The following is a 26,516-nucleotide window of genomic DNA, read 5'->3' as shown; positions in this document are numbered from 1 at the left end:
GTTATTCCTCGGGTACCTCTTCGACACCGCGCGGCGGTGCGGCGGCCGGTTTCCCTGCCGGTGCGCCGGGCTTGCGCGATGGTTTGGCCGGCGTGGCGGCCGCCGCTTCGGCATCGGGCGCAGGTACCTCGTCACCGGGGTGGATCAACGGGGTCTTGCCATTGTCGAGCAGGTAGAAATCGACCAGCTGGCGGACGATCGGCGCAGCGGCGGCGGCGCCCCAGCCACCGTTCTCGACGATGACGGCGACCGCGATTTTCGGCTGATCGACCGGTGCGAAGGCGATGAACCACGAGTGGTCACGGTGCTGCTCGGCCAGGGCTGCGGCGTTGTACTTGGCCCCCTGCTTGATCTGCACCACTTGCGCGGTGCCGGTCTTGCCGGCCATGTCGTACTGCAGGCCGGCGCCGATGCGGGCCCCGGTACCGCCAGGCTTCAGCACCGCCGCCATGGCTTCCTTGACGAAATTGACGTTCTTCGGATTGAAATGGTTGTCGCGAATCGGCAGTGCCGATACCCGGGTCGGCGCATGCGTGGCCGGGTCGATGATTTCCTGCACCACATGCGGTTTGAACACCTTGCCACCGTTGGCGAGAATCGCGGTTGCATTGGCCATCTGCAGCGGTGTGTAGGTGTTGTAGCCCTGGCCGATGCCGATCGGCACCACGTCGGCCGGCATCCAGCGACGCACGTTTTCCGGGTAGCGGGCGAAGCGCCTGGCCTTCCATTCCCGCGACGGCAGCACGCCGCGCGCCTCGTGGTCGAGGTCGATGCCGGTCTGGGTGCCGAGGCCGAACTTGGCCAGCTGCGGCGCAAGGCGGTCGATACCCATGTCCCAGGCCAGCTTGTAAAAGTAAGTGTCGCTGGAGACCTGGATCGCCTTGAACAGGTTGACCGAACCGCGGCCGCTCGGGAACGAGTCGCGGAAGCGGTGCGAGCTGCCCGGCAGCGTGAAGTAACCGGGGTCGGCGATCGCGTAGTCCGGGCTGCGGAAGCCGGCTTCCAGATTGGACATGGCCATGAACGGCTTGAAGGTCGAGCCGGGCGGGTACAGGCCGCGCAGCGCGCGGTTGACCAGCGGTTTCTTCCAGTCGTCGTTCAGATCTTTCCAGGTCTGGCTGTCGATGCCGTCGATAAACAGGTTCGGATCGAAGCCGGGCTCGGACAGGAAGGCCAGCACGCCGCCGGTTGCCGGGTCAATGGCGACCAGCGCGCCGCGCCGGCCGGCAAACAGCTGGCTGGCTTTCTGCTGCAGGCGGATATCCAGCGCGAGCTTCAGGATCTTGCCGTTGCGCGGCGGGGTGCGGCGCAGGGTGCGGATGGCGCGGCCGCCGGCGTCGGTCTCGACTTCCTCGAAACCGGTGACGCCGTGCAGTTCTTCCTCGTAGACCTTTTCCAGCCCGGTCTTGCCGATATGGGTACTGCCGCGATAATTTGAAATCTGCTCGGTCTCCTCGAGCATGTCCTGGTCTTTCTGGTTGATGCGGCCGATATAGCCGATCACGTGCGACAGCAGGTTCTTGAACGGATAGTCACGGAACAGGCGGGCATTGATGTCGACGCCGGGCAGGCGATAGCGCTGGGCGGCGATGCGGGCGATCTCGACATCGGTCAGCTTGACCTTCAGCGGCACGCTCTCGAAATTGCGCGACTCGCCCAGCAGCTTGCGGAAGCGGCGCAGGTCACGCGGCGTGACCTCGACCAGCTTGCCGACTTCGGCGATGGTGGCATCGAGATCGTCGATCTTGGACGGGGTCAGTTCCAGCGTGTAGGCCGAATAATTCTGCGCCAGGATCTCGCCGTTGCGGTCGACAATCAGCCCGCGATTCGGCTCGACCGGCACCAGCGAAATGCGGTTCTGCTGCGCCAGGGTGGAAAAATGGTCGTGCTGCAGTACCTGCAGGAACACGAAGCGGGTGAACAGCAGGAAAAACGCGAACACCATTGCCGCAAAGGCGACGACCAGCCGGATCTGGAACTGGCTGTCCTGCTGCTGGGCGGACGGGGAGTCGGCGCGCCACAGCGCTTTGAACCGGAACCGGCGTCGAAAAGACAGCATCGCGTCAGCCCGGGCGCCCGCGGCGCTGCGGAATGATCAGGATATTGGTGACCAGCGGCCACAGCAGGGCGCCGACGAACGGCGAGGTGAAATAACCGAGACCCACCGGGGCGCTGCCCAGTGCGACGCGGGTAATCCACATGATGGCCTGGTTCAGCAGCAGCAGCGCCAGCACGACCAGCGCCTGCTGGCCGAGGTTGTACATGACCACCTGACGCTGGCGCAGCGTGATCAGGTAGGTGGTGAAGGTGTAGGCCAGCGCGTGCTGGCCGATGACGCTGGCGCTGGTGAAGTCGCAGGCGATGCCGACCAGAAAGGCCAGCACGATGCCGAAACGCGACGGCTGGTTGATGGACCAGTACATCACCATCAGCGCGGCGAAGTCGGGCAGGAAGCGGGTACTGCCGCCCAGCGGCAGCAGCTCGACGATCAGGGCCAGGGCCACGGATAACAGGATCCAGCGCGCCTTGATCGGCTTGAGCAGTTCTCTCGGTTTGTCCATGGGCCTATTCGTCGCCGCCAGCGCGGCGGTTCTTCTTCTTCTGGGGTTTCGGCACCGGCTCTGGCGGCGGGGCCGGCAGCTCGGGCTGCTGCTGCAGCACCAGCGCAAAGCGGCCGCGGTCGACTTCACCCAGCGGGGTGCAGATGACGCGGGCGAAGGCGCCGCCAACATTGTGTTCGACCTTCAGCACCCTGGCGACGGCCAGGCCGGGCGGATAGGTGCCGTCGATGGCCGAGGTGACCAGCAGGTCGTTGGCCTCGATATCGGCGGTGGACGGCAGGAAGCGGACTTCGACGCCGCCGCCGGTACCGAACAGCAGCGCGCGCAGTCCGTTGCGCGACACCATGACCGGAACGGCGGAATCCTTCTCGGTGATCAGCGTGACTTCGCTGGTCAGCGGGGCAACCCGCGACACCTGACCCAGCAGGCCATGGGCATCGATGACCGGCATGCCGGGCTGGATGCCGCTCTGGTCGCCCTGGTCGATGATCAGCTTGCGGGTGAACGGGTCGCGACTCTGGTACAGGATTTCGGCGAACTGCTCGTGGCCCTGCTTTTGCGGCTTCAGGCCACCGAGCGAGCGCAGTTCGCGGTTTTCCTGTTCGAGATTGGCCAGGCGCTGCAGCTTGGCCGACAGCATCAGCTGTTCGTTGCGCAGGGTGTGGTTTTCGCGCTCCAGCACCGCCTGGGCGGTGAAGAAGTCGCTGGCGCGCACCGCTGCCTCGATCGGGGTATTGACCAGCCACTGCAGCGGATAAAGGGCGACCGCCACCGTCTCGCGAATATGCTCGAGCAGGTGCAGGCGGCTGTCAGTGACCATCAGCGCGAGCGACAGCGACCCGCAGGCAATCAGGCGGGTCAGCGGTGTCGTACCGCGGCGAAAGAATCTCGGTTGGCTGGAAAAGTCCATGCGGCAGTCTGTGGGCCGTCAGTGGCCGGCCATCGCTGGCCGGCCGTCTCGACTGCAAAGGGATCAATCGTTGGTGAAGATGGTGCCGATGGCCTTGTCGAGCTTGTCGAGTGCCTTGCCGGAGCCGCGAACCACGCAGGTCAGCGGGTCTTCGGCAACGAACACAGGCAGGCCGGTTTCTTCCTGCAGCAGGCGGTCGATATCGCGCAGCAGCGCGCCACCACCGGTCAGCACCATGCCCTTGTCGGCGATGTCGGCGCCGAGTTCCGGCGGCGTCTGTTCCAGCGCGATCTTCACGGCGGACACGATCTGGTTCAGCGGCTCGGTCAGCGCTTCGAGGATTTCGTTCGACGACACGGTGAACGAACGCGGAATGCCTTCGGCCAGGTTGCGGCCCTTGACTTCCATCTCGCGGACTTCGGCGCCCGGGAAGGCGGAACCGATGGTCTTCTTGATCTCTTCGGCCGTGGTTTCACCGATCAGCATGCCGTAGTTGCGACGGATGTAGTTGATGATCGACTCGTCGAACTTGTCGCCGCCGACGCGAACCGAGTTCGAGTAGACGATGCCGCCCAGCGAGATCACGCCGACTTCGGTCGTGCCACCGCCGATGTCGACCACCATCGAACCGGTGGCTTCCTCGACCGGCAGGCCAGCACCGATGGCCGCGGCCATCGGCTCTTCGATCAGTTCGACGCGACGCGCGCCGGCGCCGAGCGCGGATTCCTTGATGGCACGGCGCTCGACCTGGGTCGAGCCGCACGGCACGCAGATCACGATGCGCGGGCTGGACGACAGGAAGCGGCTCGGGCTGACCTTCTTGATGAACTGCTTGAGCATCTGCTCGGTGACGGTGAAGTCAGCGATCACGCCGTCCTTCATCGGGCGGATCGCCGAGATGCTTCCCGGGGTGCGGCCGAGCATTTTCTTGGCTTCGAGGCCGACGGCGAGAATGGTCTTCTTGTTCGAATTCGACTCGTGGTGGATCGAGACCACAGAGGGTTCGTTAAGCACGATGCCCTTGCCGGTGACGTAAATCAGCGTGTTGGCGGTGCCAAGGTCGATCGCGAGATCGTGAGAGAAATAACCGGTAATGGAACGGAGCATGTAACAATCCTGATCAGGGACGCCGCGTTTTGCGACGGCCCGAAATTCCGTGTGTGGGGGCAAATCCGCCGGTGGCGGAAGCTTGGGCGAAACGGCGCGGTATGATACCCTACAAAGTTCTAAATATTAAGGCATTAACGAGGTTTTTATGGCGCTCACGACCGAAGATGTCACCCGGATTGCCCGGCTTGCCCGGCTCCGGGTCAGCGACGAGGAACGGATGGCGGTGCAAGGTCAGTTGAATGGCATCCTCGGATTGATCGAGGCGATGCGCGCAGTCGACACGGAAGGTGTCGAGCCGATGGCGCATCCCCAGGACGTCAGCCTGCGTCTGCGTGCGGACGTCGTGACGGAAACCGATCACCGCGATGCGTTCCAGGCCGTGGCGCCGCAGGTCGAGGCTGGCCTCTACCTGGTGCCGAAAGTCATCGAATAACGCATTACCGTGCCCGGCCTCGTGCCGGCCGCCTCCCTTTATATCAAGATACTGCCCGCTCCGACATGGAATACACGCTAAAAGAGCTTTCCGACGCGCTCGCCGGCAAACAGGCGTCGGCGGCCGAACTGGTTGCCGATGCGCTTGACCGCATCGAACGCGCCAACCCGGCACTCAATGCCTTTATCACCATTGCCGACCGCGACGTCGCGCTGGCCGCCGCCCGCGCGGCCGATGCGGCCCGCGCCGCCGGACAGGCCCCGCGTTTCGCCGGCATCCCGCTGGCGCACAAGGACCTGTTCGTCACCGAAGGCATGAAGACCAGCTGCGCATCGCGGATGCTCGACACCTTTATCGGCCCGTATGACGCCGCCGTGGTGTCGCGCTGCAAGCAGGCCGGCTTCGTGACCGTCGGCAAGACCAATATGGACGAGTTCGCGATGGGCTCGTCGAACGAGAACTCGTTCTATGGCCCGGTGCGCAACCCGTGGGATCACGGCGCGGTGCCCGGCGGCAGCTCCGGCGGCTCGGCCGCCGCCGTGGCCGCGCGGCTGGTGCCGGTTGCCACCGGTACCGATACCGGCGGCTCGATCCGCCAGCCGGCGTCGTTCTGCGGCATTACCGGCATCAAGCCGACCTATGGTGTCGTCAGCCGCTACGGGATGGTCGCCTTCGCCAGTTCGCTGGACCAGGGTGGCCCGATGGCGCAGACCGCCGAAGACTGCGCGCTGATGCTGAACGTGATGGCCGGTTTCGACGAACGCGACTCGACCAGCCTCGACCGTCCGGCCGAGGACTACACCCGCGAGCTGGGCCAGTCGCTGGCCGGGCTGAAGGTCGGCCTGCCGCGCGAATTCTTCACCGACGGGCTGGATGCCGAAGTGGCGCGGGTGGTTGACGCGACCGTGGCCGAGCTCAAGCGGCTCGGGGCCAGCATCGTCGAAGTCAGTTTGCCGAAGACCGAGCTGTCGATCCCGGCCTACTACGTGATCGCCCCGGCCGAAGCCAGCTCGAACCTGAGCCGCTATGACGGCGTGCGCTACGGCCACCGTGCGGCCGAATACCGCGACCTGACCGACATGTACGAAAAATCGCGCGCCGAAGGCTTCGGCGCCGAGGTCAAGCGCCGCATCCTGATGGGCACCTACGTGCTGTCGCACGGTTATTACGATGCCTATTACCTGCAGGCGCAGAAGATCCGCCGCCTGCTGGCCGACGATTTCCGTGCCGCGTTCGCGCAGTGCGACGTGATCCTCGGCCCGGTGGCGCCGACCCCGGCCTGGAATCTGGGCGAGAAGGGTGACGATCCGGTCGCGATGTACCTGGCCGACATCTACACGCTGGCGGTCAACCTGGCCGGCCTGCCGGGCATGAGCATGCCGGCCGGTTTTGCCGCCAGTGGCCGTCCGATCGGCGTGCAGCTGATCGGCAACTATTTCCGCGAGGCACAGCTGCTGAACGTTGCCCACCAGTTCCAGCAGTCGACCGACTGGCACCGACAGGCGCCGGCGTCGTGAGCGAAAAGCTTCGACATATCGTGCGCCGCGGCAAGGCGATCGGCACCGTGCTGACGCCGCACCGGTTCCGCGACGGCCTGCTCGCCGCCAGTCCGACCCACCTGGAGCGTGATTTCGTGCGTGTGCGCAGCGAACGCGAACTGGTCGAACTGGCGCGGCAGGGCTTGAAGATCCTGATGAGCAACCCGAAAGTGCCAGGCCACAACGTGCCGGTGCCGGTGATTGCGGAAATCTACGAAAAATAGGTACTGAAGCGATGAAATGGGAAGTCGTCATCGGGCTTGAGGTGCATACGCAGCTCTCGACCCAGTCGAAAATCTTTTCCGGCAGCAGCGTCGCCTTTGGCGCCGCGCCGAACACCCAGGCCAGCGCGGTCGACATCGCGCTGCCGGGCGTGCTGCCGGTGATGAACCGGGCCGCCATGGAAAAGGCCGTGCGCTTCGGGCTGGCCATCGGCGCGAAGATCAATCGCAAGTCGATCTTCGCCCGCAAGAACTACTTCTACCCCGACCTGCCGAAGGGCTACCAGATCAGCCAGTTCGAGCTGCCGATCGTCGAGGGCGGCGAGCTGGTGATCCGGGTCGGTGAGGCGGAAAAGACCGTGCGTCTGACCCGTGCCCACCTTGAGGAAGACGCCGGCAAGTCGCTGCACGAGGCCTTCCAGCACGTGACCGGCATCGACCTGAACCGCGCCGGCACGCCGCTGCTGGAAATCGTGTCCGAGCCGGACATGCGCTCGGCGGCCGAGGCAGTCGCCTATGCGCGGACCCTGCACGGGCTGGTGACCTGGCTCGGCATCTGCGACGGCAACATGCAGGAAGGCAGCTTCCGCGTCGACGCCAACGTGTCGATCCGTCCGTTTGGCCAGGTCGAATTCGGTACCCGGCGCGAGATCAAGAACCTGAACTCGTTCCGTTTCCTCGAACAGGCGATCAATGCCGAGATCCAGTGGCAGATCGACACCATCGAGGACGGCGGGCGCGTCCAGCAGGCCACCGTGCTGTTCGATGCGGACAGTGGCGAAACCCGGGCAATGCGCAGCAAGGAAGACGCGCACGACTACCGCTACTTCCCGGACCCGGATCTGCTGCCGCTCGAAGTGACCGATGCCGACCTCGACGCCGTGCGCGCCGACATGCCGGAACTGCCGGGCGAGATGAAGGCCCGCTTTATTGACGCCTATGGCGTGTCCGCCTACGACGCCGGCGCGCTGACCCAGGATCTGCACACCGCCCGTTATTTCGAGGCGGTGGCGAAGCTGTCCGGACAGGGCAAGCTGGCCGCGAACTGGATCGCCGGTGAAATCGCCGCGCGTCTGAACCGTGAGGAAAAGACGCTGGCCGATGTGCCGGTGTCGGCCGAACGCTTCTCCGGCCTGCTGGTCCGCATTGCCGACAACACGCTGTCGAACAAGCTGGCCAAGCAGGTGTTCGACGCGATGTGGGACGGCGAACTCGATGCCGATGCGATCATCGAACGCGACGGACTGAAGCAGGTGTCCGATGCCGGCGCGATCGAAAAACTGGTCGAGGAAGCGATCGCGGCCAACCCGAAGGCGGTCGAGGAATTCCGCGCCGGCAAGGAAAAAGCGCTGAACGCGCTGGCCGGTCAGGTGATGAAGGCCAGCCGCGGCAAGGCGAATCCGGGCCAGGTGCAGGAGATCCTGCGTCAGAAACTGGCCTGAGGCGCTGACCGTTCGTCATTTTCCCGGCAGTCCACAGTACGAGGCCCCTTGCGGGGCCTTTTACTGTTTTTGCCGTGTGGGCACTGCAGCAAGCCGCTGATTCTTTCCGTTTTTTCCCATTCAGCAAATCCCCTAAGTACTTGTCCTGCAAGGTGAATCGCGCGGGATGGTCATTGACCGGATTTTGTCGAATCCTTATAGTGGCGGAATGTGGGGGAAAGTGGATTAAAGTGGATTATTGCCCCCGGGAAAACCAGGAACGCATCGGGCCATCATGTTAGGCGGCGTCAGCACCCTCAGTCTCGACAGCAAAGGTCGCCTTGCCATCCCGGCCAGGCACCGCGAGACCTTGTGCGCCGATTTCGGCGACAGGCTGGTGGTGACGCTCGAATCGCTGAATTGCCTGCTGGTGTATCCGCATAAAACCTGGCTGCCGGTGGCGGAGAAAATTGCCGCGCTGCCAGCCAACAACCCGGCCGCGCTGCGCTACCAGCGCCTGCTGCTGGGCCACGCCGAAACGCTGGAGATGGACAGTGCCGGCCGCGTGCTGCTGCCGGCCAAACTCCGGCAGATGACCGGACTGGACAAGAAAGTGGTGCTGGTCGGCATGGGCCGGCGCTTTGAATTGTGGGACGAAGACCGCTGGGACGCCGAGACCATGGCGACCCTGGCATTGCCGCCGGGCGAACTGACCGGCCAATTGGGAGAATTTTCATTGTGAGCACGCCGCTGCAACATATTACCGTGCTGCTTGACGAGGCCGTCGAGGCCCTCGCCGTGCGCGCGGACGGCGTGTATGTGGATTGCACGTTCGGACGCGGGGGACACTCGCGCCTGATCCTGTCCCGACTCGGGCCCGAAGGCCGGCTGATCGCCTTCGACAAGGACCCGCTGGCCATTGCCGAGGCCGGCCGCATCGACGACCCGCGCCTGACCATCGTCCACGCCGGCTTTGAAACCCTGGCGGACGAGCTGGACCGGCTCGGCGTCGAACGGGTCGACGGCGTGCTGATGGATCTCGGCGTGTCCTCGCCGCAGATCGACGACGCGCAGCGTGGTTTCAGCTTCCGCTTCGACGCACCACTGGACATGCGCATGGATACCACGCGCGGCCAGACGGCGGCCGACTGGCTGAACAGCGCCAGCGAGGACGACATCCGTCGCGTGATCCGCGAATACGGCGAAGAACGCTTCGCCGCCTCCATTGCCCGCGCCATCGTGCAGAACCGCGCCGACGGCACGCTGCTTCACACCACCCGCGAACTGGCGGCGCTGTGCGCGCGCTGCGTGCGAACGCGCGAACCCGGGCAGGACCCGGCCACGCGAACGTTCCAGGCCATCCGCATCTTCATCAATCGCGAGCTGGACGAACTGGAAGCCGTGCTGCCGCAGGCCGCGGCGCGGCTGTTGCCGGCCGGCCGCCTGGTGGTCATCGCCTTCCATTCGCTGGAAGACCGCATCGTCAAGCAGTTCATGCGCGCCGCGTCGTCGCCGCCCGAACTGCCACGCGGCATGCCGATCCGCGCCGCCGACCTGCCACAGCCGCCGCTGGCGCTGCTTGGCAAACCGGTGCGCGAGGGCAGCGAACGGCTGGCGGCCAACCCGCGCGCGCGCAGCGCCATCATGCGCGTCGCGTCGCGCAACAATGTGCGCTGGGGACCGTCGACATGACCCGGAGCCACCTTCTGCTGCTGGTCGTGCTGATCGGTTGTGCCCTGTCGGTCATCACCTGCCGGTTCGAATCGCGCAAGCGGTATGGCGAACTGCAGAAGGAACAGCGTTTTGCCCACGAGCTTGACGTCGAATACGGCCGCCTGCGGCTGGAACAGGGTACCTGGGCGGCGCACGCGCTGATCGAGCGCCGCGCCACCGACGCGCTCGGCATGCACATGCCGGACACGCGTGAAATCCAGGTCATTACCCTCGGGAGCCGGCCATGACCCGCGTCGGGGCGATCCACACCCCGCGCGGCGGCATTCCGCGCCGGCAGAACCAGAGCCTGCGTCTGCCGACATCACGGGTCAAAATTGTTGGCTGCGTGCTGGGCGTGCTGTTTGGCGCGCTGCTGGCCCGCGCCATCTACCTGCAGGTGATCAAGCAGGACTTCCTGCAGGGGCAGGGCTCGGCCCGCTACAGCCGCACGCTGACGCTGGAAGCCACGCGCGGGATGATTACCGACCGCAACGGCGAACCGCTGGCCATCTCCACCCCGGTACAGTCGATCTGGGCCAGTCCGGCCGACATGGATGCGGTGCCGGTCGAGAAGATCAATGCGCTGGCGCGGCTGCTGGACCTGAAGCCCGAGGACATCGCGCGCAAGTTCGCGGACAAGCGGCGCGAGTTCGTCTACCTGAAACGCCAGATCCGCCCGGAACTGGCGGATGAAGTGGTCAAGCTCGCCATTCCCGGCGTGTCGACCCAGCGCGAATACCGCCGCTACTACCCGGCCGGCGAGATCATGGCCCAGGTGGTCGGCTACACCGGCATGGACGGGCGCGGCCAGGAAGGCATGGAGCTGTCGCGCGACAAGATGCTGGCCGGCCACGCCGGCAGCCGTCACGTGATCAAGGACCGTCGCGGTCATATCGTCGAGGACGTGGCCGCCATCGAGCGCCCGCGTGACGGCCAGACCCTGGCGCTGTCGCTGGACCGCCGCGTCCAGTACCTCGCCTATCGCGAACTGAAGGCCGGCATGGAAGCCAGCGGCGCCAAGGCCGGCGGCATCGTCGTGCTCGACGCGCAGACCGGCGAGACGCTGGCCCTGGTCAACCTGCCGACCTACAACCCGAACAACCGCTGGGACCTGAAACCGGCGGAGATGCGCAACCGCGTGCTCAGCGACCAGTACGAACCGGGCTCGATCATGAAGCCGCTGGTCATCGCCAAGGCTTTCGACGACCACCTGATCCGTGCCGAGCAGGTGTTCGATACCAGGAGCTATACCATCGGCCCGGCGCTGATCAAGGATACCCACCTGTATCCGGAGCTGGACATCGGCGGCATCCTGCAGAAATCGTCGAACGTCGGCGCCAGCAAGATCGCGCTGCTGCTGCAGCAGAAGACCATGTGGCAGTTCTTCAACGACATCGGCTTCGGCCGGCGGCCGCAGACCGGCTTCCCCGGTGAAGCCGCGGGCCACGTGCGGCCGTGGAAAACCTGGCGCCCGATCGAGCAGGCGACAATGGGCTACGGCCACGGCATTTCGGTCAGCCTGATCCAGATGGCGCGTGCCTACACCGTGTTTACCAACGACGGCGAAATGCTGCCGATCTCGTTTACCAAGCTGGATGCGCCGCTGCCGGGCAAGAGCATCATTTCGGCGCAGACGGCGCGCACCATCCGCCACATGATGATCAAGGTCACCGAGCCGGGCGGCACCGCGCCACGCGCGCAGGTGCTCGGCTACCACGTCGCCGGCAAGACCGGCACCGCGCTGAAGCTCGAAGGCGGGCGCTACGTGAAGAAATACGTGGCGTCCTTTGTCGGCTTTGCGCCGGCGACGCGGCCACGGCTGATCGTCGCCGTGATGTTCGATGAGCCCGGCAATGAAAGAGGCATGATTTACGGCGGCATTTCCGCCGCCCCGGTGTTCGCCAAGGTCATGGCGGACGGGTTGCGCATGCTGGGCGTCGAGCCCGATGCGCCGACCAACAACACGCTGTTCCCGGCCGATGTGCCGCTAGTGAAAGAAGAAACATGATTTCCCGCCTCATCAATCTGCCGGAATGGGACCCGGCGCAACTCGATTCGCTGGGACTGCGTCCCGATCGCGTCACGTCCGACAGCCGCCGCGTGCTGCCGGGCGACCTGTTTCTGGCCTTCCGTGGCGAATACGCCGACGGTCGCGACTACATTGCCCAGGCGATTGCCCAGGGCGCCGGCGGCGTGGCCTGGGACCCGGCCGACGGCTTCGCCTGGAACCCTGCATGGGATGTGCCCAACCTGGCCGTGCCCGACCTGCGCGCACGCGCGGGCGTGATCGCCAGCCACCGCCTCGGCGACCCGAGCCGGGCCATGACCGTCATCGGCGTGACCGGCACCAACGGCAAGACCTCGATCACTACCTGGCTGGCCCAGGCGCTGACCCTGAACAATCGCAAGACCGCGCTGATCGGCACGGTCGGCAACGGCTTCTTCGGTGAACTGGCCGACAGCACCCACACCACGCCGGACCCGGTCACCGTGCAGACCTCGCTGGCCGGTTTCCGCCGCCAGGGCGCCAGTGCGGTGGCGATGGAAGTGTCCAGCCACGGGCTGGACCAGCACCGCGTCAACGGCGTCGCCTTCACCACCGCCGTCTTCACCAACCTGACCCGCGACCACCTCGACTACCACGGCACGATGGAAGCGTACGGCGCGGCCAAGGAACGGCTGTTCCACTGGGTCGGGCTGCGCCACGCGATCATCAATGCCGACGATGCGTTCGGTCGCGAACTCGCCACCCGCGCCGAAGCCGGCCGCGTCATCACCTATGGCATCGACCAGGGCGATGTGCGCACGCGCAAGTTCATCGCCAGCCTGGACGGGCTGCACCTCGACGTGGTCACGCCGTGGGGCGAGGGCCATATCGATTCGCCGCTGCTCGGCCGCTTCAATGCCTCGAACCTGCTCGCCTGCCTGGCGGCGCTGTGCGCCAATGGCGTGGCGCTGGACGAAGCCTGCCGCATTCTCGGCCGCATCCAGCCGGCGCGCGGGCGCATGCAGCGCGTCGGCAGCGGTGACGAGCCGCGGGTGGTGGTCGATTACGCCCACTCGCCGGACGCACTGGAAAAGGCGCTGGGCGCGCTGGCCGTGCTGCGGCCGGCCGGTGGCCGCCTGTTCTGCGTGTTCGGCTGCGGCGGCGATCGCGACCGCGGCAAGCGGCCGATGATGGGGGCCATTGCCGAACAGCTGGCCGATATCACCGTCGTCACCAGCGACAACCCGCGCACCGAAGCCCCGCAGGCGATCATCGACGACATCGTTGCCGGCATGCGTGCGCCGGGCCATGTCGATGCCGACCGCCGCGCCGCCATCCGCTGGGCGGTCAGCAATGCCCGCCGCGGCGACATGATTCTGGTCGCCGGCAAGGGCCACGAGGAATACCAGGACATCAAGGGCGTCAAGCACACGTTCAGCGACGTGCGGGAAGCCGAGGACGCGCTGGCCAGCTGGGGGACGCGGCCATGAGCATGCTGAGCCTGTCCGCCGCCGCCGATGCACTGTATGCCGTGCACACCGGACCGGATGCGGACTTTGCCCGCGTGGTGACCGACAGTCGCCAGGTCCGGCCTGGCGACCTGTTCGTTGCGCTTAAGGGCGAACGTTTCGATGCGCATGATTTCGTCGCCGACGTGCTGGCGGCCGGCGCCGTGGGCGCCGTCGTGCGTTGCGATTTCGAACTCGACGGCGCCTCGCTGATCAAGGTGCCGGATACCCGCATCGCGCTCGGCCACCTGGCTGCCCGCTGGCGTCGTGGCTTCGACCTGCCGCTGGCCGGCATCACCGGCTCGAACGGCAAGACCACGGTCAAGGAAATGCTGCGCGCGATTCTGGTCGCGCAATATGGCGACGCCGCCGTGCTGGCTACTCATGGCAATCTGAACAACGACATCGGCCAGCCGCTGACCCTGCTGCAACTGTCCGCCGGCCATCGTGCGGCGGTGATCGAAATGGGCATGAACCACGCCGGCGAGCTCAGCTGGCTGTCCGGGCTGGCCCGGCCGCGCGTGGCGCTGGTCAACAACGCGATGCGCGCGCATATCGGCTACTTCGGCAGTGTCGAGGCGGTGGCGCGGGCCAAGGCGGAAATCTACGCCGGCCTGCCGGCGGACGGTGTCGCCGTGCTGAATGCCGACGATCCGCATGCAGATCTGTTCCGGGTTGCGGCCGCCGGCCGCCGCCGGGTCGAGTTCGGCCTGACGCGCGGCGACGTCCATGCCCGCGATCTGGTCGCGCAGGCCGACGGCAGCCGCTTCACGCTGGTGACGGCGCAGGGCGAGGCCGCCGTGACGCTGCACGTACCCGGTGACCACATGGTCGCCAATGCGCTGGCTGCCGCTGCGGTGGCGCTGGCCCTCGGTGCCTCGCTGGCCGATGTCGCGACCGGACTGGATGCCTTTGCCGGCGTCGCCGGCCGGCTGGCGCCGGCCACGGCACTGAACGGTGCCGCCGTGATCGACGACACCTACAACGCCAACCCCGACTCGGTCCATGCCGCGATCCGCGTGCTGGCCGGCTGTGGTGGCGATACCTGGCTGGTGTTCGGCGATATCGGCGAACTGGGGGCCGAAGCCCCTGCGCTGCATGCCGAAATCGGCCGCTACGCCCGCGAACACGGCATCCGTCACCTGGTCACCATCGGCGAGCACAGTGCCGGGGCGACGCAGGCGTTCGGTGCCGGTGCCGTGCATGGCGCGGACATCGACGCGGTGCTGCAGGCGCTGGCTGCGACCGGGCGCGGTTCGACCGTGCTGGTCAAGGGCTCACGCTTCATGAAGCTGGAACGGGTGGTCGCCGCGCTGACCGGAAAGTCCGCGACCGGCCACTGAGCCGGCGGCGGAGAACAAGCGGCGACCGGACCACCGGTCGCAAACAGAAAAACAGGGTTCGCCGTACGCGGCGGACACAGGGAGTACGAGTTGTTACTTTGGCTGGCCGACTGGCTCGGGGAATATGTCCGCGCCTTCAACGTTCTCAATTACATCACGCTGCGCGCGGTGCTGGCGAGCCTGACTGCGCTCGGCATCGGGCTGTTCTCCGGCCCCTGGGTCATCCGCAAGCTGACCGAGCTGAAGGTCGGCCAGGCAGTGCGCAGCGACGGTCCGCAGACCCATCTGGTCAAGGCCGGCACGCCGACCATGGGCGGCACGCTGATCCTGATGTCGATCGGCATCACCACCCTGCTGTGGGCGGACCTGTCGAACAAATATGTGTGGCTGCTGCTGGCGGTCATGTTCGGTACCGGCGCCATCGGCTTCTACGATGACTGGCGCAAGGTGGTCTACAAGGACCCGAAGGGCATTTCGGCCCGGGCCAAGATGTTCTGGCAGTCGCTGATCGCCATCGGCGCCGGCGTCTATCTGATTACCACCGCGACGCTGCCGACCTCGACCGAATTCATCGTGCCGTTCTTCAAGAACGTCGTCTATCCGTTCGGGGTGGTCGGCTTCTGCGTTCTCACCTATTTCGTCATCGTCGGCACCTCGAACGCGGTCAACCTGACCGACGGCCTCGACGGTCTGGCCGCCATGCCGGTGGTGATGGTGGCCTCGGCGCTGGCGGTGTTCGCCTATGTGGCCGGCCACAGCGGCTTCGCCCATTACCTCGGTCTGCCGCACATTCCGGGCGCGCATGAAGTGGTGGTGTTCTGCGCGGCCATGGCCGGCGCCTGCCTGGCCTTCCTCTGGTACAACGCCTACCCGGCCCAGGTGTTCATGGGCGACGTCGGCGCACTGGCGCTGGGCGCCTCGCTCGGCACGGTGGCGGTGATCGTGCGCCAGGAGATCGTGCTGTTCGTCATGGGCGGACTGTTCGTGATGGAAGCGCTGTCGGTAATGATCCAGGTCGCCAGTTTCAAGCTGACCCGCAAGCGCGTGTTCCTGATGGCGCCGCTGCATCACCACTTCGAACTGAAAGGCTGGAAGGAGACCCAGGTTGTGGTCCGCTTCTGGATCATCACCATGATGCTGGTGCTGGCCGGCCTTTCCACGCTGAAGCTGAGGTAACGGACATGTTTGCGGATCTCGGACTCAAGCAAAAGACAGTCGGTGTGGTCGGCTTCGGCGATACCGGGCTGGCGGCGGCGGCGTTCCTCGCCTCGCGCGTCGGCCGGCTGGTAGTGGCCGACAGCCGCGACGTGCTGCCGCATGCCGATGAGCTGCGCGCCGTGGCGCCGGACGCCGACGTGCGCACCGGCGCCTTTGACGCGGCCACGTTCGCCGGCTGCGACCTGCTGGTGGTCAGCCCCGGCGTGCCGGTGGCGACGCCGGCCATCGCCGCCTTCACCGGCGAAGTGGTCGGTGATGTCGAGCTGTTCGCCCGCGCCATCCGCCCGCTCGGCAAGCCGGTGATTGCCATCACCGGTTCCAATGGCAAGACCACCGTGACCTCGCTGGTCGGCCATCTGTGCCATGCCACCGGACTGCGGGCCGTGGTGGCCGGCAATATCGGCCTGCCGACCCTGGCGGCGCTGACCGGCATCGAGCGCGAAGGCCGGCTGCCGGACCTGTTCGTGCTCGAACTGTCGAGCTTCCAGCTGGAGACTACCCGTTCGCTGGATGCGGTCGCTGCCACGGTGCTGAACATTTCCGAAGACCACCTGAACCGCTATCGCGACCTGCTGGCCTATGCCGACAGCAAGGCTGCGGTTTTCAACGGGGCGGGCGTCCAGGTGCTGAATGCCGACGACGTGTTCGTCCGCGCCATGGCCCGCCCGGATCGCCGCCACGTCACCTTCTCGCTGCGCGACCCGTCCGCCGACTACGCACTGGTCGAACGCGATGGTCGTCACTGGCTGCAGGCCGGTGGCGTCCCGCTGCTGGCGGCCGACGAGATGCAACTGGTCGGCCTGCACAACGCGGCCAATGCGCTGGCGGCGCTGGCGCTGGCCGAAGCGGCCGGCATGCCGCGCGCCGGACTGGTCGCCGGACTGAAAACCTTCCGTGGCCTGCCGCACCGGGTCGAACACGTACTGGCCCATGGTGGCGTCGATTTCATCGATGACTCCAAGGGCACCAATGTCGGTGCGACCGAGGCCGCCCTCAACGGCATGACCCGGCCGGTGGTGCTGATCGCCGGCGGTGACGGCAAGGGACAGGACTTTGCGCCGCTGAAGCCGGCCATCGCCCGCATCGCCCGCGCCGTGGTGCTGATCGGTCGCGACGCGGCGCAGATCCGCGGCGCGCTGGATGGCATTGCGCAGCCGGTCATTGATTGCGCCACGCTGGAAGACGCCACCCGCGAGGCCTTTGCGCTGGCGCAGGCCGGCGACGTGGTGCTGCTGTCGCCGGCCTGCGCCAGTTTCGACATGTTCCGCGGCTATGCCCACCGTTCCGAGGTGTTCATCGATGCCGCCCGTGCCATTGCGGCAGGCAGGAGCTGACCGTGCGCTTTGCCTTCGACCGACCCACCCCCGGCGCGCCACGCTTCACCGCGTATGACGAGGCGCTGGTGTGGGTCATCGTCGCGCTGCTGGCCATCGGTCTGGTGATGGTGTATTCGGCGTCGATCGCGTATGCGGAAGCCGATGCCGACACCCACAACCGCTTCTACTACCTGGTCCGGCACAGCATTGCGCTGACGGTCGCGCTGGCCGTGGGCTGGGTCGCCTTCCAGGTGCCGACCGCGATGTGGCAACGCCATGCCAGCCGGCTGTTCATGCTGGCCTTCGTCATGCTGATCCTGGTGCTGGTGCCCGGCATCGGCAAGGTGGTGAACGGCTCGCGGCGCTGGGTATCGCTCGGCATCATGAACCTGCAGCCGTCCGAGATCATGAAACTGGCGGCCTGCCTGTATGCGGCCGACTTCACCACCCGCAAGGCCGACTACATGCACAGCATCACCAAGGGCTTCGTGCCGATGGCGGCGGCAGTGGCGGTGACCGGCATCCTGCTGCTGATGGAGCCCGACTTCGGCGCCTTCGCCGTGGTGGCAGTGATCTCGATGGGCACGCTGTTCCTCGGCGGCATCAACTGGCGCATCTTCGCCGCGCTGATCACCGTCGGCGGCCTCAGCGCCGTTGGCCTGGTGATGAGTTCGCCATACCGGATGGAGCGCGTGGTCGGCTTCCTCGACCCGTGGCAGGACCCGTACGGCAAGGGCTACCAGCTGTCGCACTCGCTGATTGCCTTCGGCCGCGGCGAGTGGTTCGGCGTCGGCCTCGGCAACAGCGTGGAAAAACTGTTTTATCTGCCGGAAGCGCATACCGACTTCCTGATGGCAGTGATTGCCGAGGAATTCGGCTTCGTCGGCATTGCCGTCGTCGTCGGCCTGTTCGCCTGGCTGGTCCGGCGCGCGTTCCACATCGGCATGGAATCGAAAAAACTCGAACGCTTCTTCCAGGCGCTGGTCGCCCAGGCCATCGGCATCTGGATCGGCTGGCAGGCGTTCATCAACGTGGGTGTGAACATGGGCTTGCTGCCGACCAAGGGTCTGACCCTGCCGCTGCTGTCATATGGCGGCAGCGCGATCCTGGCCAACTGCATCGCGCTGGCGATCCTGCTGCGCATCGACTGGGAAAACCGTTTGCTGATGCGGGGGTACAAGGTATGAGCATGCCGACCGCCCTGATCATGACCGGTGGCACCGGCGGGCATATCTTCCCGGCACTGGCCGTTGCGGACGAACTGAGCTCGCGCGGCTGGCAGGCGGTATTCCTTGGCGCCGACGGCGGCATGGAAACCCGGCTGGTGCCGTCGCGCGGCTATGCGCTGGAAACCCTGGCCATTCGCGGCGTGCGCGGCAACGGCATCGCGCGCTGGCTGGCGCTGCCGGCCGTACTCGGCCGCGCGGTCAGCCGTTCGGTGGCGATCCTGCGCCGGCTGCACCCGGACGTGGTGATCGGCTTTGGCGGCTATACCGGCGCGCCGGGCGGCCTGGCTGCCCGGCTGCTGGGCATTCCGCTGGTGGTGCACGAACAGAATTCGGTCGCCGGGCTGACCAACCGCATGCTGTCGAAGATTGCCAGTCGCACCCTGTTCGCCTTCCCCGGTGCCTTTGCCGGCGAGGCCGGACTGGTCGGCAATCCGGTACGGGCCGACATCGCCGCCGTTCCCGCTCCCGACACGCGCTTCGATGGCCGCGACGGCCCGCTGCGCCTGCTGGTGGTTGGCGGCAGCCTGGGTGCCCGGGTATTCAATGACACCCTGCCGGCCGCGCTGGCCAGCCTGCCCGTCGCCTCGCGGCCGCAGGTAGTCCACCAGGCCGGGCAGAAGCAGATCGAGGCGCTGCGCCAGAACTATGCGGACGCCGGCGTCGAGGCCGACTGCCGTGCCTTTATCGACGACATGGCCGGCGAGTATGCGCGGGCCGACCTGGTGCTGTGCCGTGCCGGCGCGCTGACCGTGGCCGAGCTGGCCGCCGTGGGTGCGGCCAGCGTGCTGGTGCCGTTTCCGAGCGCGGTCGACGACCACCAGACCGGCAATGCGCGCTTCCTCAGCGAGGCCGGCGCCGGCATCCTGCTGCCGCAGCCGCAGATGACGGTCGAACGGGTCGCCGCGCTGATTTCCGGCCTGACGCGCAGCCAGTGTCTGGACATGGCGCGGGTCGCGCGCGGCAAGGCGAAAACCGATGCTGCCGCCCGTGTGGCGGACATTTGTGCGCAACTGGCGGGCAAAGGATGTAACAAATGACGCCACGCAAAACAGTTTTGGTTCAAAAGCCAGTATCCTTGCGGGTTTTGTGCGGTCTACGCGGAATATCGGGATGAAACACAGAGTCAGACATATCCATTTCGTCGGAATCGGCGGGGTCGGCATGAGCGGCATCGCCGAGGTGCTGCTGACGCTCGGCTATACCGTGTCAGGCTCCGACGTCGCGGCGAATGCCACCACCGAGCGGCTGACGGCTGCCGGCGCGAGCGTGCAGTTCGGCCATGACGCCACCTATGTCGGCGGCGCGGATGTCGTCGTCACCTCCACGGCGGTCAAGGCGGACAACCCGGAAGTGCTGGCGGCGCGTGCCGCAGGCATCCCCATCGTGCCGCGCGCGCTGATGCTGGCCGAGCTGATGCGGATCAAGCAGGGCATCGCCATTGCCGGTACCCACGGCAAGACCACGACCACCAGCCTGGTGGCCAGCGTGCTGGGCCAGGCCGGCATGGACCCGACCTTCGTCATCGGCGGGCGGCTGACCGCCGCCGGCAGCAATGCGCGGCTGGGTTCCGGTGATTTTCTCGTTGCCGAAGCCGACGAGTCGGACGCCTCGTTCCTGTACCTGTCGCCGATCATGGCCGTCGTCACCAATATCGACGCCGACCACATGGACACCTATGGCCACGACTTCGACAAGCTGAAGCAGGCCTTCGTCGACTTTCTGCAGCGGCTGCCGTTCTACGGTCGTGCCGTGGTCTGCGTCGACGACCCGAACGTGCGCGAGATTCTGCCGCGCATCACCAAGCCGATCACCACCTACGGTTTCAGCGAGGACGCCCAGGTGCGGGCCGAGAACGTGGTGGCCGACGGCGGGCGCATGCGCTTTGACGTGCTGTGGGAAAACGGCGAACGCCACCGGCGCACGGTCACGGTCAATCTGCCCGGCCTGCACAATGTGCTCAATGCGCTGGCGGCCATCGCCATCGGGCTGGAGTGCGGCGCGAACATCGACGACATCGCCGACGGACTGGCCGGTTTCTCCGGCGTCGGCCGGCGCTTCCAGCGCTATGGCGAGCTGCGGCTGCCGGATGGCGGCCATGCCACGCTGGTCGACGACTATGGTCACCACCCGGTCGAAATGGCGGCCACGCTGGCCGCGGCGCGCGGTGCCTTCCCGGGTCGCCGGCTGGTGCTGGCGTTCCAGCCGCACCGCTATACGCGGACCCGTGACCTGTTCGAGGACTTCGTCCGCGTGCTGTCGTCGGTCGATGCGCTGCTGCTGGCCGATGTCTATCCGGCCGGTGAACAGCCGATCGTTGCCGCCGACGGGCGGGCGCTGAGCCGCGCGGTGCGCGTGGCCGGCAAGGTGGAACCGGTGTTCGTCGAGGCCATCGCCGACATGCCGGGCGCCGTGATGACGCATGTGCGTGATGGCGACGTGGTGATGACGATGGGCGCCGGCTCGATCGGCCAGGTGCCGGGCAAGCTGGCGGCGAAGCAGGAACAATGATGACGCGCGATATGAACAGGCATTTCGGCAAAGTGGCGGTGTTGCTCGGCGGGACCTCGTCCGAGCGTGAAGTGTCGCTGATGAGCGGCAGCGGGGTGCTGGCCGCGCTGCTGCACCACGGTGTGGACGCGCAGGCGTTCGACCCGGCGGAAAAACCGCTGCAGGCGCTGAAGGACGAAGGCTTCGACCGGGTGTTCATCGCCCTGCACGGCCCGTTCGGCGAGGATGGCACGCTGCAGGGCGCGCTGGAGACGCTGGGCATCCCGTATACCGGCTGTGGCGTGATGGCTTCGGCCATCGGCATGGACAAATGGCGCTCGAAGCTGGTCTGGAAGGCCGCCGGCCTGCCGATCCCGGCATTCGAATTGCTGGACGACGACAGCGACTTCGCCGCCATCGAACGCGAGCTGGGCCTGCCGCTGTTCGTCAAGCCGGCCTGTGAGGGGTCGAGCATCGGCGTGACCAAGGTGGTCGAGGCCGGCACGCTGGAAGCGGCCTACCGCGAAGCGCGCCAGTACGATCGCCTGGTGCTGGCGGAAAAATTCATTGGTGGCGGCGAGTACACCGTCTCCATTCTCAACGACAAGGCGTTGCCGGCGATCAAGATCGAGCCGGCGACCGAGTTTTACGACTACCAGGCCAAGTACTTCCGTGACGACACGGTGTACCGCTGCCCGGCCGGCCTCAGCGAGGCGCGCGAAGCGGAAATGCGCCGGCTGGCCGAGCAGGGTTTCGCCGTGCTGGGCGGACAGGGCTGGGGACGGATCGACTTCCTCGTCGACGAGGCCGGCGAGCCGTACCTGCTGGAAATCAATACCTCGCCGGGCATGACCACGCATTCGCTGGTGCCGATGGCGGCGCGGGTGGCCGGGCTGTCCTACGAGGACCTGTGTGTGCAGGTTCTGGATACGGCCCATGTGGGATAACCACAAGGCCCTCAACAGCTTCGCCAGTTTCCTGTTTGGCGCGGCGCTATTGATGAGCCTTGTGGCGGGCGGGTACTGGATCGCCCATTCGAGCTATTTTCCGGTGCGGAAGATCCGCATCGACGGGGCGCTGAAGCATGTGACCCCGGAGCAGTTGCGGTTGGTGGCCGAGTCGGAGCTGAAGGGCACGTTCTTTACCCTGAATCTCGATGCGACCCGGGAAGCGTTTGAAAAGCTGCCGTGGGTGCGGCGTGCGGTGGTGCGGCGGCAATGGCCCGATCAGCTGGAAATCGTGATCGACGAGCACCGCGCGGTGGCCCGCTGGGGCGAGAGCGGCCTGCTGTCGTCGCAGGGCGAGTGGTTCGATGCCGCATCGAGCGAGGCGCTGCCGATGGTCGAAGGACCGGCCGGCAGCGAGAAGGACCTGGTCAGGGCGCTGGCCGATGCCGGCCGGCTGCTGGCGCCGGCCTCGCTGCGGGTGGCCGGGCTGAAGCTGTCGGAGCGGCGGGCGTGGGATGTGATGCTGAGCAATGGCGTCCAGCTCCGGCTGGGGCACGATGATGTCGAGGGCCGGATGGCGAGGTTTGTCGCGGTGTGGCAGCAGGAGCTGGTCAAGCTGCCGTACCGCATTGAATACGTGGACTTGCGGTATCCGAACGGATTTGCGGTCCGGATGCCGGACTACAAGCCGGGAAATGTGCTGCCGAGAAAACCGGCGGCCTGAATGAAACCGAATACGCATACCGGGTGGAGCGATTGGTGAGCAAAACAAGGGACACGAAACAGATGCTGGTCGGCCTGGATATCGGCACGTCGAAGATCGTGGCCATCGTGGCCGAGGTCACCGACGAGGGCGGCATCAATATTGTCGGCATGGGCAATACGCCGTCGCGCGGTCTGCGCAAGGGCATGGTGGTCAATATCGAGGCGACGGTCAAAGCCATCGAGGCTGCCGTGCGCGAGGCCGAACTGATGGCCGACTGCAAGATCAACGAGGTGTACACCGGCATTGCCGGCAGTCACATCAAGAGCGTGAATTCGCACGGCATGGTGGCGATCCGCGAGCGCGAGGTCACCCAGGCCGATATCGACCGCGTGATCGAGACTGCCCGCGCCGTGACCATTCCGCCGGACCACCAGGTGCTGCACATCCTGACCCAGGAATTCTGCATCGACGGCCAGGAAGACGTGCGCGAACCGCTGGGCATGTCCGGCGTCCGGCTGGAGGCGCGGGTCCATATCGTGACCGGCGCGGTCAGCGCGGCGCAGAACATCGCCAAGTGCGTGCGCCGTTGCGGGCTGGAAGTCAGCGACCTGATCCTGCAGCCGCTGGCCAGTGCCCAGGCAGTGCTGACCGAGGACGAGAAGGATCTCGGCGTCTGCCTGATCGACATCGGCGGCGGCACGACCGACATCGCCGTGCTGCGGGGCGGCGCGATCCGTCACACGGCCGTCATTCCGATCGCCGGCGACCAGATCACCAACGACATCGCCATGGCGCTGCGCACGCCGACCAAGGACGCCGAGGACATCAAGATCCAGCACGGCGTCGGGCTGGCCCGCATGGCCGACGCGTCGCAGATGCTGGACGTGCCGGGCGTCGGCGAACGCGGACCGCGCCAGCTGTCGCGCGCGACGCTGGCCGAGGTCATCGAGCCGCGGGTCGAGGAGCTGTTCCAGCTGGTGCAGCAGGAACTCAAGCGCGCCGGTTTCGACGGCATGCTGAGCTCGGGCATCGTGCTGACCGGTGGCTCCAGCCAGATGCCGGGCGTCAGCGAGCTGGCCGAGGAAGTGTTCCACATGCCGGTGCGCGTCGGCGCGCCGCAGTACTATGCCGGCCTGGCCGAGGTCGTGCGCAAGCCGGCCTACTCGACCGCCGTCGGCCTGCTGCTGCTGGGCAAGGAGCGCGAGCACAAGGTATTGATGCCGAAGAACGACGGCGGTTCGATCACGTCGGTGTTCAGCAAGATGAAGGCGTGGTTCGGCAGCAACTTCTGACCGGACCCGAAACGGGATTGCGCCGTCCACCCGGGTGGACGGCCAAAGGAGTGCGACGGCAGGGCGTTGCCGTCGCGGATACAGGGCACATCGCCAGGGTGTTTTTTACGAGGAGAGAACCATGAGCGTTATGGTTTATGAAATGCTGCAGGACGCGCCGGCCCAACAGGCCGTCATCAAGGTGATCGGTGTCGGCGGCGGTGGCTGCAACGCGGTCAACAACATGATCGATGCCGGGATGAAGGGCGTCGAGTTCGTCGCTGCCAACACCGATGCCGATTCGCTGGCGCAGAACCGCGCCCCGACCCGCATCCAGCTCGGCCAGACGCTGACCAAGGGCCTTGGCGCCGGTTCCAAGCCGGAAGTCGGCCGCAATTCGGCGCTGGAAGACCGTGAGCGCATCGGCGACGTGCTGAAGGGTTGCGACATGGTGTTCATCGCCGCCGGCATGGGCGGCGGCACCGGTACCGGTGCCGCACCGGTGGTGGCCGAAGTCGCGCGCGAACTCGGCGTGCTGACCGTGGCGGTCGTCACCCGTCCGTTCGTGTTCGAAGGTGGCAAGCGCCTGGCGGTATCGGTGCAGGGCGTTGACGACCTGAAGAAGAACGTCGACTCGCTGATCGTGATCCCGAACCAGAAGCTGATGGAAGTGCTCGGCGACGACGTCACCATGCGTGAAGCGTTCCGTGCCGCCGACGACGTGCTGAAGGGCGCTGTCGCCGGTGTGGCCGAAGTGATCACCACCCCGGGCTTCGTCAACGTCGACTTTGCCGACGTGCGTACGGTGATGAGCCTCAACGGCATGGCCATGATGGGGACCGCCAGCGCATCCGGCATAGACCGCGCCCGCGTGGCCGCCGAACAGGCCGTGGCCAGCCCGCTGCTCGATGACGTGACCCTGATCGGCGCCAAGGGCCTGCTGGTCAACATCTCGACCGCGCCGGGTTGCCTGCGCATGCGCGAGTACAGCGAAATCATGGAAATCATCACCCAGCTCGCCGATGGCGACGCCGACATGAAGTTCGGCACTGCCGAAGTCGAAGGCATGCCGGATGACGAAATCCGCGTGACGCTGATCGCCACCGGCCTGTCGCCGAACAGCAAGAAGAATGCGGCCCGTGACGAACGTCCCGACTACCTGAAGGTCGTACGTACCGGTACCGATGACATGCCGTTCGAAGTGCCGGCTGCCGAAAACGACGTGTCCGGCTTCCTGAAGTCCGGCCGCCGCGCCGTGACCACCGGTGCCGATTTTGCCAACCCGGCAGTAATGGACAACTACGACATCCCGGCCTTCCTGCGCAAGCAGGCAGACTGATAGCAGTTTGCTATCGCCGGTATCAGTGCAAGTCATCAGCGCAATGAGTGCGCTGTGCTACGCTGACGCCGTCAATACGCAGTACAGGAAGTTTGGATAACCATGATCCACCAGCGCACGCTCAAGGAGCCTGTCAGCGCGAGCGGGGTCGGGTTGCACTCGGGCGACCGCATCAAGCTGACGCTACGCCCGGCGCCTCCCGATTCCGGCATCGTGTTTCGCCGCACCGATCTCCCCGGTAGCGACGATATCCGGCTTGCCCCGGAACTGGTGAACGACACGCGCCTCTCCTCGACGCTCGTCACGCCCGACGGCGTGCGTGTCGGCACCATCGAGCACCTCATGAGCGCGCTGGCCGGACTGGGTATCGACAACCTGATTGTGGAAATGACGGCGCAGGAAACGCCGATCATGGACGGCAGCGCCATGCCGTTCATCTATCTGCTGCAAAGTGCGGGCATCGTCGATCAGGCGAAGCCCAAGCGCTTTATCCGCGTGCTGGACACGGTGGAAGTGAGCGAAGGCGACAAGTGGGTCCGCCTGTCGCCGCACGACGGTTTCAAGGTCAGCCTGGAAATCGCCTTCAACCACCCGGTATTCCAGCGCGCGCCGCAGAAGGTCGAGATCGACTTTGCCGGCACCAGCTACATCGACGCGATCGCCCGTGCCCGTACCTTTGGCTTCATGCATGAAGTGGAAAGCATGGCCAAGGCCGGTCTGGGCCGTGGCGGCAGCCTCGACAACGCCATCGTCATCGATGATGAATACGTATTGAACAGCGATGGCCTGCGCTATCCGGACGAGTTCGTGCGCCACAAGATCCTCGATGCGATCGGCGACCTGTACGTGCTCGGACACCCGCTGATCGCAGCCTTCTCCGGCTACAAGTCCGGGCACGCGCTGAACAACCAGTTGCTGCGCAAGCTGCTGGCCTGTACCGATGCCTGGGAATACGTCAGCTTCGCTTCGGCCGACCAGGCACCATCCAGTTTCCATCGCCTGCCGGCCCCGGTCTGAACCGCGGCAGGCGCCGCCCCGGAAACCACCCTGACCGGAGGGCGCCGTCATGCTGTTTTTCCGCCTGTGGCTGCTGATCGTCATCTTTGGCGTCGGCTGGTCACTGTTCTGCTTTGCCTTTACCCGCCAGCGCCGCTTTCTGGGCTATATCCGCCGCATCGTCATCGGTTCGGCCGTGCTGGCGCTGGTATTGACCCTGGTCTGGGCGCTGGTGCGCCACCTGTACAACTGAGTGACTGAA

The 26,516-nt window shown here is 66.1% G+C and carries 25 protein-coding genes; 21 read left to right on the top strand and 4 right to left on the bottom strand.

From position 1 onward, the window contains the following. Position 1: 1 nt before the first annotated feature. From mrdA to DFO50_RS02200, 4 genes are all read right to left on the bottom strand, one after another. Positions 2–2,059, bottom strand: a complete 2,058-nt coding sequence (gene mrdA, locus DFO50_RS02215; protein ID WP_051528714.1) for a penicillin-binding protein 2 — start codon at positions 2,057–2,059, stop codon at positions 2–4. Between the two features lie 4 nt (positions 2,060–2,063). Next, on the bottom strand, positions 2,064–2,561 hold the full coding sequence (mreD, locus tag DFO50_RS02210) for a rod shape-determining protein MreD (protein ID WP_107888866.1): 498 nt from the start codon (positions 2,559–2,561) through the stop codon (positions 2,064–2,066). Between the two features lie 4 nt (positions 2,562–2,565). Continuing rightward, positions 2,566–3,471: a rod shape-determining protein MreC gene (mreC, locus tag DFO50_RS02205; protein ID WP_107888865.1), complete on the bottom strand. Its 906-nt coding sequence runs from the start codon at positions 3,469–3,471 to the stop codon at positions 2,566–2,568. A 63-nt stretch (positions 3,472–3,534) separates the two neighbouring features. Further along, positions 3,535–4,578: a rod shape-determining protein gene (locus DFO50_RS02200; protein WP_028498499.1), complete on the bottom strand. Its 1,044-nt coding sequence runs from the start codon at positions 4,576–4,578 to the stop codon at positions 3,535–3,537. Between the two features lie 148 nt (positions 4,579–4,726). Here DFO50_RS02200 and gatC point away from each other — a divergent pair, with 148 nt between their 5' ends. The 21 genes from gatC to DFO50_RS02095 all read left to right on the top strand — a co-directional run bounded on the left by gatC (position 4,727) and on the right by DFO50_RS02095 (position 26,507). Then, a complete protein-coding gene (gatC, locus tag DFO50_RS02195) occupies positions 4,727–5,014 on the top strand; it encodes an Asp-tRNA(Asn)/Glu-tRNA(Gln) amidotransferase subunit GatC (protein WP_028498498.1) in 288 nt (95 codons plus the stop codon). A 65-nt stretch (positions 5,015–5,079) separates the two neighbouring features. Continuing rightward, positions 5,080–6,531: an Asp-tRNA(Asn)/Glu-tRNA(Gln) amidotransferase subunit GatA gene (gene gatA, locus DFO50_RS02190; protein WP_112691957.1), complete on the top strand. Its 1,452-nt coding sequence runs from the start codon at positions 5,080–5,082 to the stop codon at positions 6,529–6,531. Beyond that, positions 6,528–6,776 carry a hypothetical protein gene (locus tag DFO50_RS02185; RefSeq protein ID WP_028498496.1) on the top strand — a complete coding sequence of 83 codons (249 nt, stop codon included), beginning with the start codon at positions 6,528–6,530 and terminating at the stop codon, positions 6,774–6,776. The genes gatA and DFO50_RS02185 overlap by 4 nt, the downstream gene beginning before the upstream one ends. 11 nt (positions 6,777–6,787) lie before the next feature. Next, complete coding sequence (gatB, locus tag DFO50_RS02180; RefSeq protein WP_112691956.1) at positions 6,788–8,215, top strand: Asp-tRNA(Asn)/Glu-tRNA(Gln) amidotransferase subunit GatB; 1,428 nt, start codon at positions 6,788–6,790, stop codon at positions 8,213–8,215. A 274-nt stretch (positions 8,216–8,489) separates the two neighbouring features. Beyond that, a complete protein-coding gene (gene mraZ, locus DFO50_RS02175; RefSeq protein ID WP_112691955.1) occupies positions 8,490–8,936 on the top strand; it encodes a division/cell wall cluster transcriptional repressor MraZ in 447 nt (148 codons plus the stop codon). Next, positions 8,933–9,886 carry a 16S rRNA (cytosine(1402)-N(4))-methyltransferase RsmH gene (rsmH, locus tag DFO50_RS02170; RefSeq protein ID WP_028498493.1) on the top strand — a complete coding sequence of 318 codons (954 nt, stop codon included), beginning with the start codon at positions 8,933–8,935 and terminating at the stop codon, positions 9,884–9,886. Before mraZ ends, rsmH begins: the two co-directional genes overlap by 4 nt. Next, the gene (gene ftsL / locus DFO50_RS02165; protein WP_028498492.1) at positions 9,883–10,155 is read left to right on the top strand and encodes a cell division protein FtsL; all 273 of its coding nucleotides are present in this window, start codon (positions 9,883–9,885) and stop codon (positions 10,153–10,155) included. The genes rsmH and ftsL overlap by 4 nt, the downstream gene beginning before the upstream one ends. Then, a complete protein-coding gene (locus DFO50_RS02160; RefSeq protein WP_112691954.1) occupies positions 10,152–11,915 on the top strand; it encodes a penicillin-binding protein 2 in 1,764 nt (587 codons plus the stop codon). The genes ftsL and DFO50_RS02160 overlap by 4 nt, the downstream gene beginning before the upstream one ends. Then, positions 11,912–13,384: a UDP-N-acetylmuramoyl-L-alanyl-D-glutamate--2,6-diaminopimelate ligase gene (locus tag DFO50_RS02155; RefSeq protein WP_112691953.1), complete on the top strand. Its 1,473-nt coding sequence runs from the start codon at positions 11,912–11,914 to the stop codon at positions 13,382–13,384. Before DFO50_RS02160 ends, DFO50_RS02155 begins: the two co-directional genes overlap by 4 nt. Beyond that, on the top strand, positions 13,381–14,745 hold the full coding sequence (gene murF / locus DFO50_RS02150; RefSeq protein WP_233495163.1) for a UDP-N-acetylmuramoyl-tripeptide--D-alanyl-D-alanine ligase: 1,365 nt from the start codon (positions 13,381–13,383) through the stop codon (positions 14,743–14,745). The genes DFO50_RS02155 and murF overlap by 4 nt, the downstream gene beginning before the upstream one ends. Positions 14,746–14,835: 90 nt before the next feature. Next, on the top strand, positions 14,836–15,921 hold the full coding sequence (gene mraY, locus DFO50_RS02145) for a phospho-N-acetylmuramoyl-pentapeptide-transferase (RefSeq protein ID WP_107888860.1): 1,086 nt from the start codon (positions 14,836–14,838) through the stop codon (positions 15,919–15,921). Between the two features lie 5 nt (positions 15,922–15,926). Continuing rightward, positions 15,927–17,297, top strand: a complete 1,371-nt coding sequence (murD, locus tag DFO50_RS02140) for a UDP-N-acetylmuramoyl-L-alanine--D-glutamate ligase (protein ID WP_112691951.1) — start codon at positions 15,927–15,929, stop codon at positions 17,295–17,297. Positions 17,298–17,299: 2 nt separating this feature from the next. Then, complete coding sequence (gene ftsW, locus DFO50_RS02135; protein WP_028498486.1) at positions 17,300–18,466, top strand: putative lipid II flippase FtsW; 1,167 nt, start codon at positions 17,300–17,302, stop codon at positions 18,464–18,466. Further along, positions 18,463–19,545, top strand: a complete 1,083-nt coding sequence (murG, locus tag DFO50_RS02130; RefSeq protein WP_199489716.1) for an undecaprenyldiphospho-muramoylpentapeptide beta-N-acetylglucosaminyltransferase — start codon at positions 18,463–18,465, stop codon at positions 19,543–19,545. The genes ftsW and murG overlap by 4 nt, the downstream gene beginning before the upstream one ends. 73 nt (positions 19,546–19,618) lie before the next feature. Continuing rightward, a complete protein-coding gene (gene murC / locus DFO50_RS02125) occupies positions 19,619–21,016 on the top strand; it encodes a UDP-N-acetylmuramate--L-alanine ligase (protein ID WP_028498484.1) in 1,398 nt (465 codons plus the stop codon). Further along, positions 21,016–21,942, top strand: coding sequence for a D-alanine--D-alanine ligase (locus tag DFO50_RS02120; protein WP_233495176.1), 927 nt, complete (start codon positions 21,016–21,018; stop codon positions 21,940–21,942). The genes murC and DFO50_RS02120 overlap by 1 nt, the downstream gene beginning before the upstream one ends. After that, complete coding sequence (locus tag DFO50_RS02115) at positions 21,932–22,666, top strand: cell division protein FtsQ/DivIB (RefSeq protein ID WP_028498482.1); 735 nt, start codon at positions 21,932–21,934, stop codon at positions 22,664–22,666. The genes DFO50_RS02120 and DFO50_RS02115 overlap by 11 nt, the downstream gene beginning before the upstream one ends. Positions 22,667–22,728: 62 nt before the next feature. Continuing rightward, a complete protein-coding gene (ftsA, locus tag DFO50_RS02110; protein WP_233495175.1) occupies positions 22,729–23,940 on the top strand; it encodes a cell division protein FtsA in 1,212 nt (403 codons plus the stop codon). 121 nt (positions 23,941–24,061) lie between these two features. Next, positions 24,062–25,258, top strand: a complete 1,197-nt coding sequence (gene ftsZ / locus DFO50_RS02105) for a cell division protein FtsZ (protein ID WP_028498480.1) — start codon at positions 24,062–24,064, stop codon at positions 25,256–25,258. 105 nt (positions 25,259–25,363) lie between these two features. After that, positions 25,364–26,275 (top strand): UDP-3-O-acyl-N-acetylglucosamine deacetylase, encoded by a 912-nt coding sequence (lpxC, locus tag DFO50_RS02100; protein WP_028498479.1) that lies wholly within the window; start codon positions 25,364–25,366, stop codon positions 26,273–26,275. 49 nt (positions 26,276–26,324) lie between these two features. Next, positions 26,325–26,507: a hypothetical protein gene (locus DFO50_RS02095; protein ID WP_028498478.1), complete on the top strand. Its 183-nt coding sequence runs from the start codon at positions 26,325–26,327 to the stop codon at positions 26,505–26,507. Positions 26,508–26,516: the final 9 nt, after the last annotated feature.

This window comes from Microvirgula sp. AG722 (genome assembly GCF_003269145.1).
GTDB lineage: Bacteria > Pseudomonadota > Gammaproteobacteria > Burkholderiales > Aquaspirillaceae > Microvirgula > Microvirgula aerodenitrificans.
This window is presented reverse-complemented; position numbering and strand designations above follow the sequence as displayed.

Excerpts from the sequence above, each read along its gene's own strand:
- gatB (WP_112691956.1), top strand. The coding sequence starts at position 6,788 with ATGAAATGGGAAGTCGTCATCGGGCTTGAGGTGCATACGCAGCTCTCG.
- gatA (WP_112691957.1), top strand. The coding sequence starts at position 5,080 with ATGGAATACACGCTAAAAGAGCTTTCCGACGCGCTCGCCGGCAAACAG.
- DFO50_RS02200 (WP_028498499.1), bottom strand. The coding sequence starts at position 4,578 with ATGCTCCGTTCCATTACCGGTTATTTCTCTCACGATCTCGCGATCGAC.
- DFO50_RS02160 (WP_112691954.1), top strand. The coding sequence starts at position 10,152 with ATGACCCGCGTCGGGGCGATCCACACCCCGCGCGGCGGCATTCCGCGC.
- mraZ (WP_112691955.1), top strand. The coding sequence starts at position 8,490 with ATGTTAGGCGGCGTCAGCACCCTCAGTCTCGACAGCAAAGGTCGCCTT.
- gatC (WP_028498498.1), top strand. The coding sequence starts at position 4,727 with ATGGCGCTCACGACCGAAGATGTCACCCGGATTGCCCGGCTTGCCCGG.
- DFO50_RS02115 (WP_028498482.1), top strand. The coding sequence starts at position 21,932 with ATGTGGGATAACCACAAGGCCCTCAACAGCTTCGCCAGTTTCCTGTTT.
- mrdA (WP_051528714.1), bottom strand. The coding sequence starts at position 2,059 with ATGCTGTCTTTTCGACGCCGGTTCCGGTTCAAAGCGCTGTGGCGCGCC.
- mreD (WP_107888866.1), bottom strand. The coding sequence starts at position 2,561 with ATGGACAAACCGAGAGAACTGCTCAAGCCGATCAAGGCGCGCTGGATC.
- mreC (WP_107888865.1), bottom strand. The coding sequence starts at position 3,471 with ATGGACTTTTCCAGCCAACCGAGATTCTTTCGCCGCGGTACGACACCG.
- DFO50_RS02095 (WP_028498478.1), top strand. The coding sequence starts at position 26,325 with ATGCTGTTTTTCCGCCTGTGGCTGCTGATCGTCATCTTTGGCGTCGGC.
- murD (WP_112691951.1), top strand. The coding sequence starts at position 15,927 with ATGTTTGCGGATCTCGGACTCAAGCAAAAGACAGTCGGTGTGGTCGGC.
- murC (WP_028498484.1), top strand. The coding sequence starts at position 19,619 with ATGAAACACAGAGTCAGACATATCCATTTCGTCGGAATCGGCGGGGTC.
- ftsZ (WP_028498480.1), top strand. The coding sequence starts at position 24,062 with ATGAGCGTTATGGTTTATGAAATGCTGCAGGACGCGCCGGCCCAACAG.
- ftsL (WP_028498492.1), top strand. The coding sequence starts at position 9,883 with ATGACCCGGAGCCACCTTCTGCTGCTGGTCGTGCTGATCGGTTGTGCC.
- DFO50_RS02120 (WP_233495176.1), top strand. The coding sequence starts at position 21,016 with ATGACGCGCGATATGAACAGGCATTTCGGCAAAGTGGCGGTGTTGCTC.
- murF (WP_233495163.1), top strand. The coding sequence starts at position 13,381 with ATGAGCATGCTGAGCCTGTCCGCCGCCGCCGATGCACTGTATGCCGTG.
- DFO50_RS02155 (WP_112691953.1), top strand. The coding sequence starts at position 11,912 with ATGATTTCCCGCCTCATCAATCTGCCGGAATGGGACCCGGCGCAACTC.
- murG (WP_199489716.1), top strand. The coding sequence starts at position 18,463 with ATGAGCATGCCGACCGCCCTGATCATGACCGGTGGCACCGGCGGGCAT.
- ftsA (WP_233495175.1), top strand. The coding sequence starts at position 22,729 with ATGCTGGTCGGCCTGGATATCGGCACGTCGAAGATCGTGGCCATCGTG.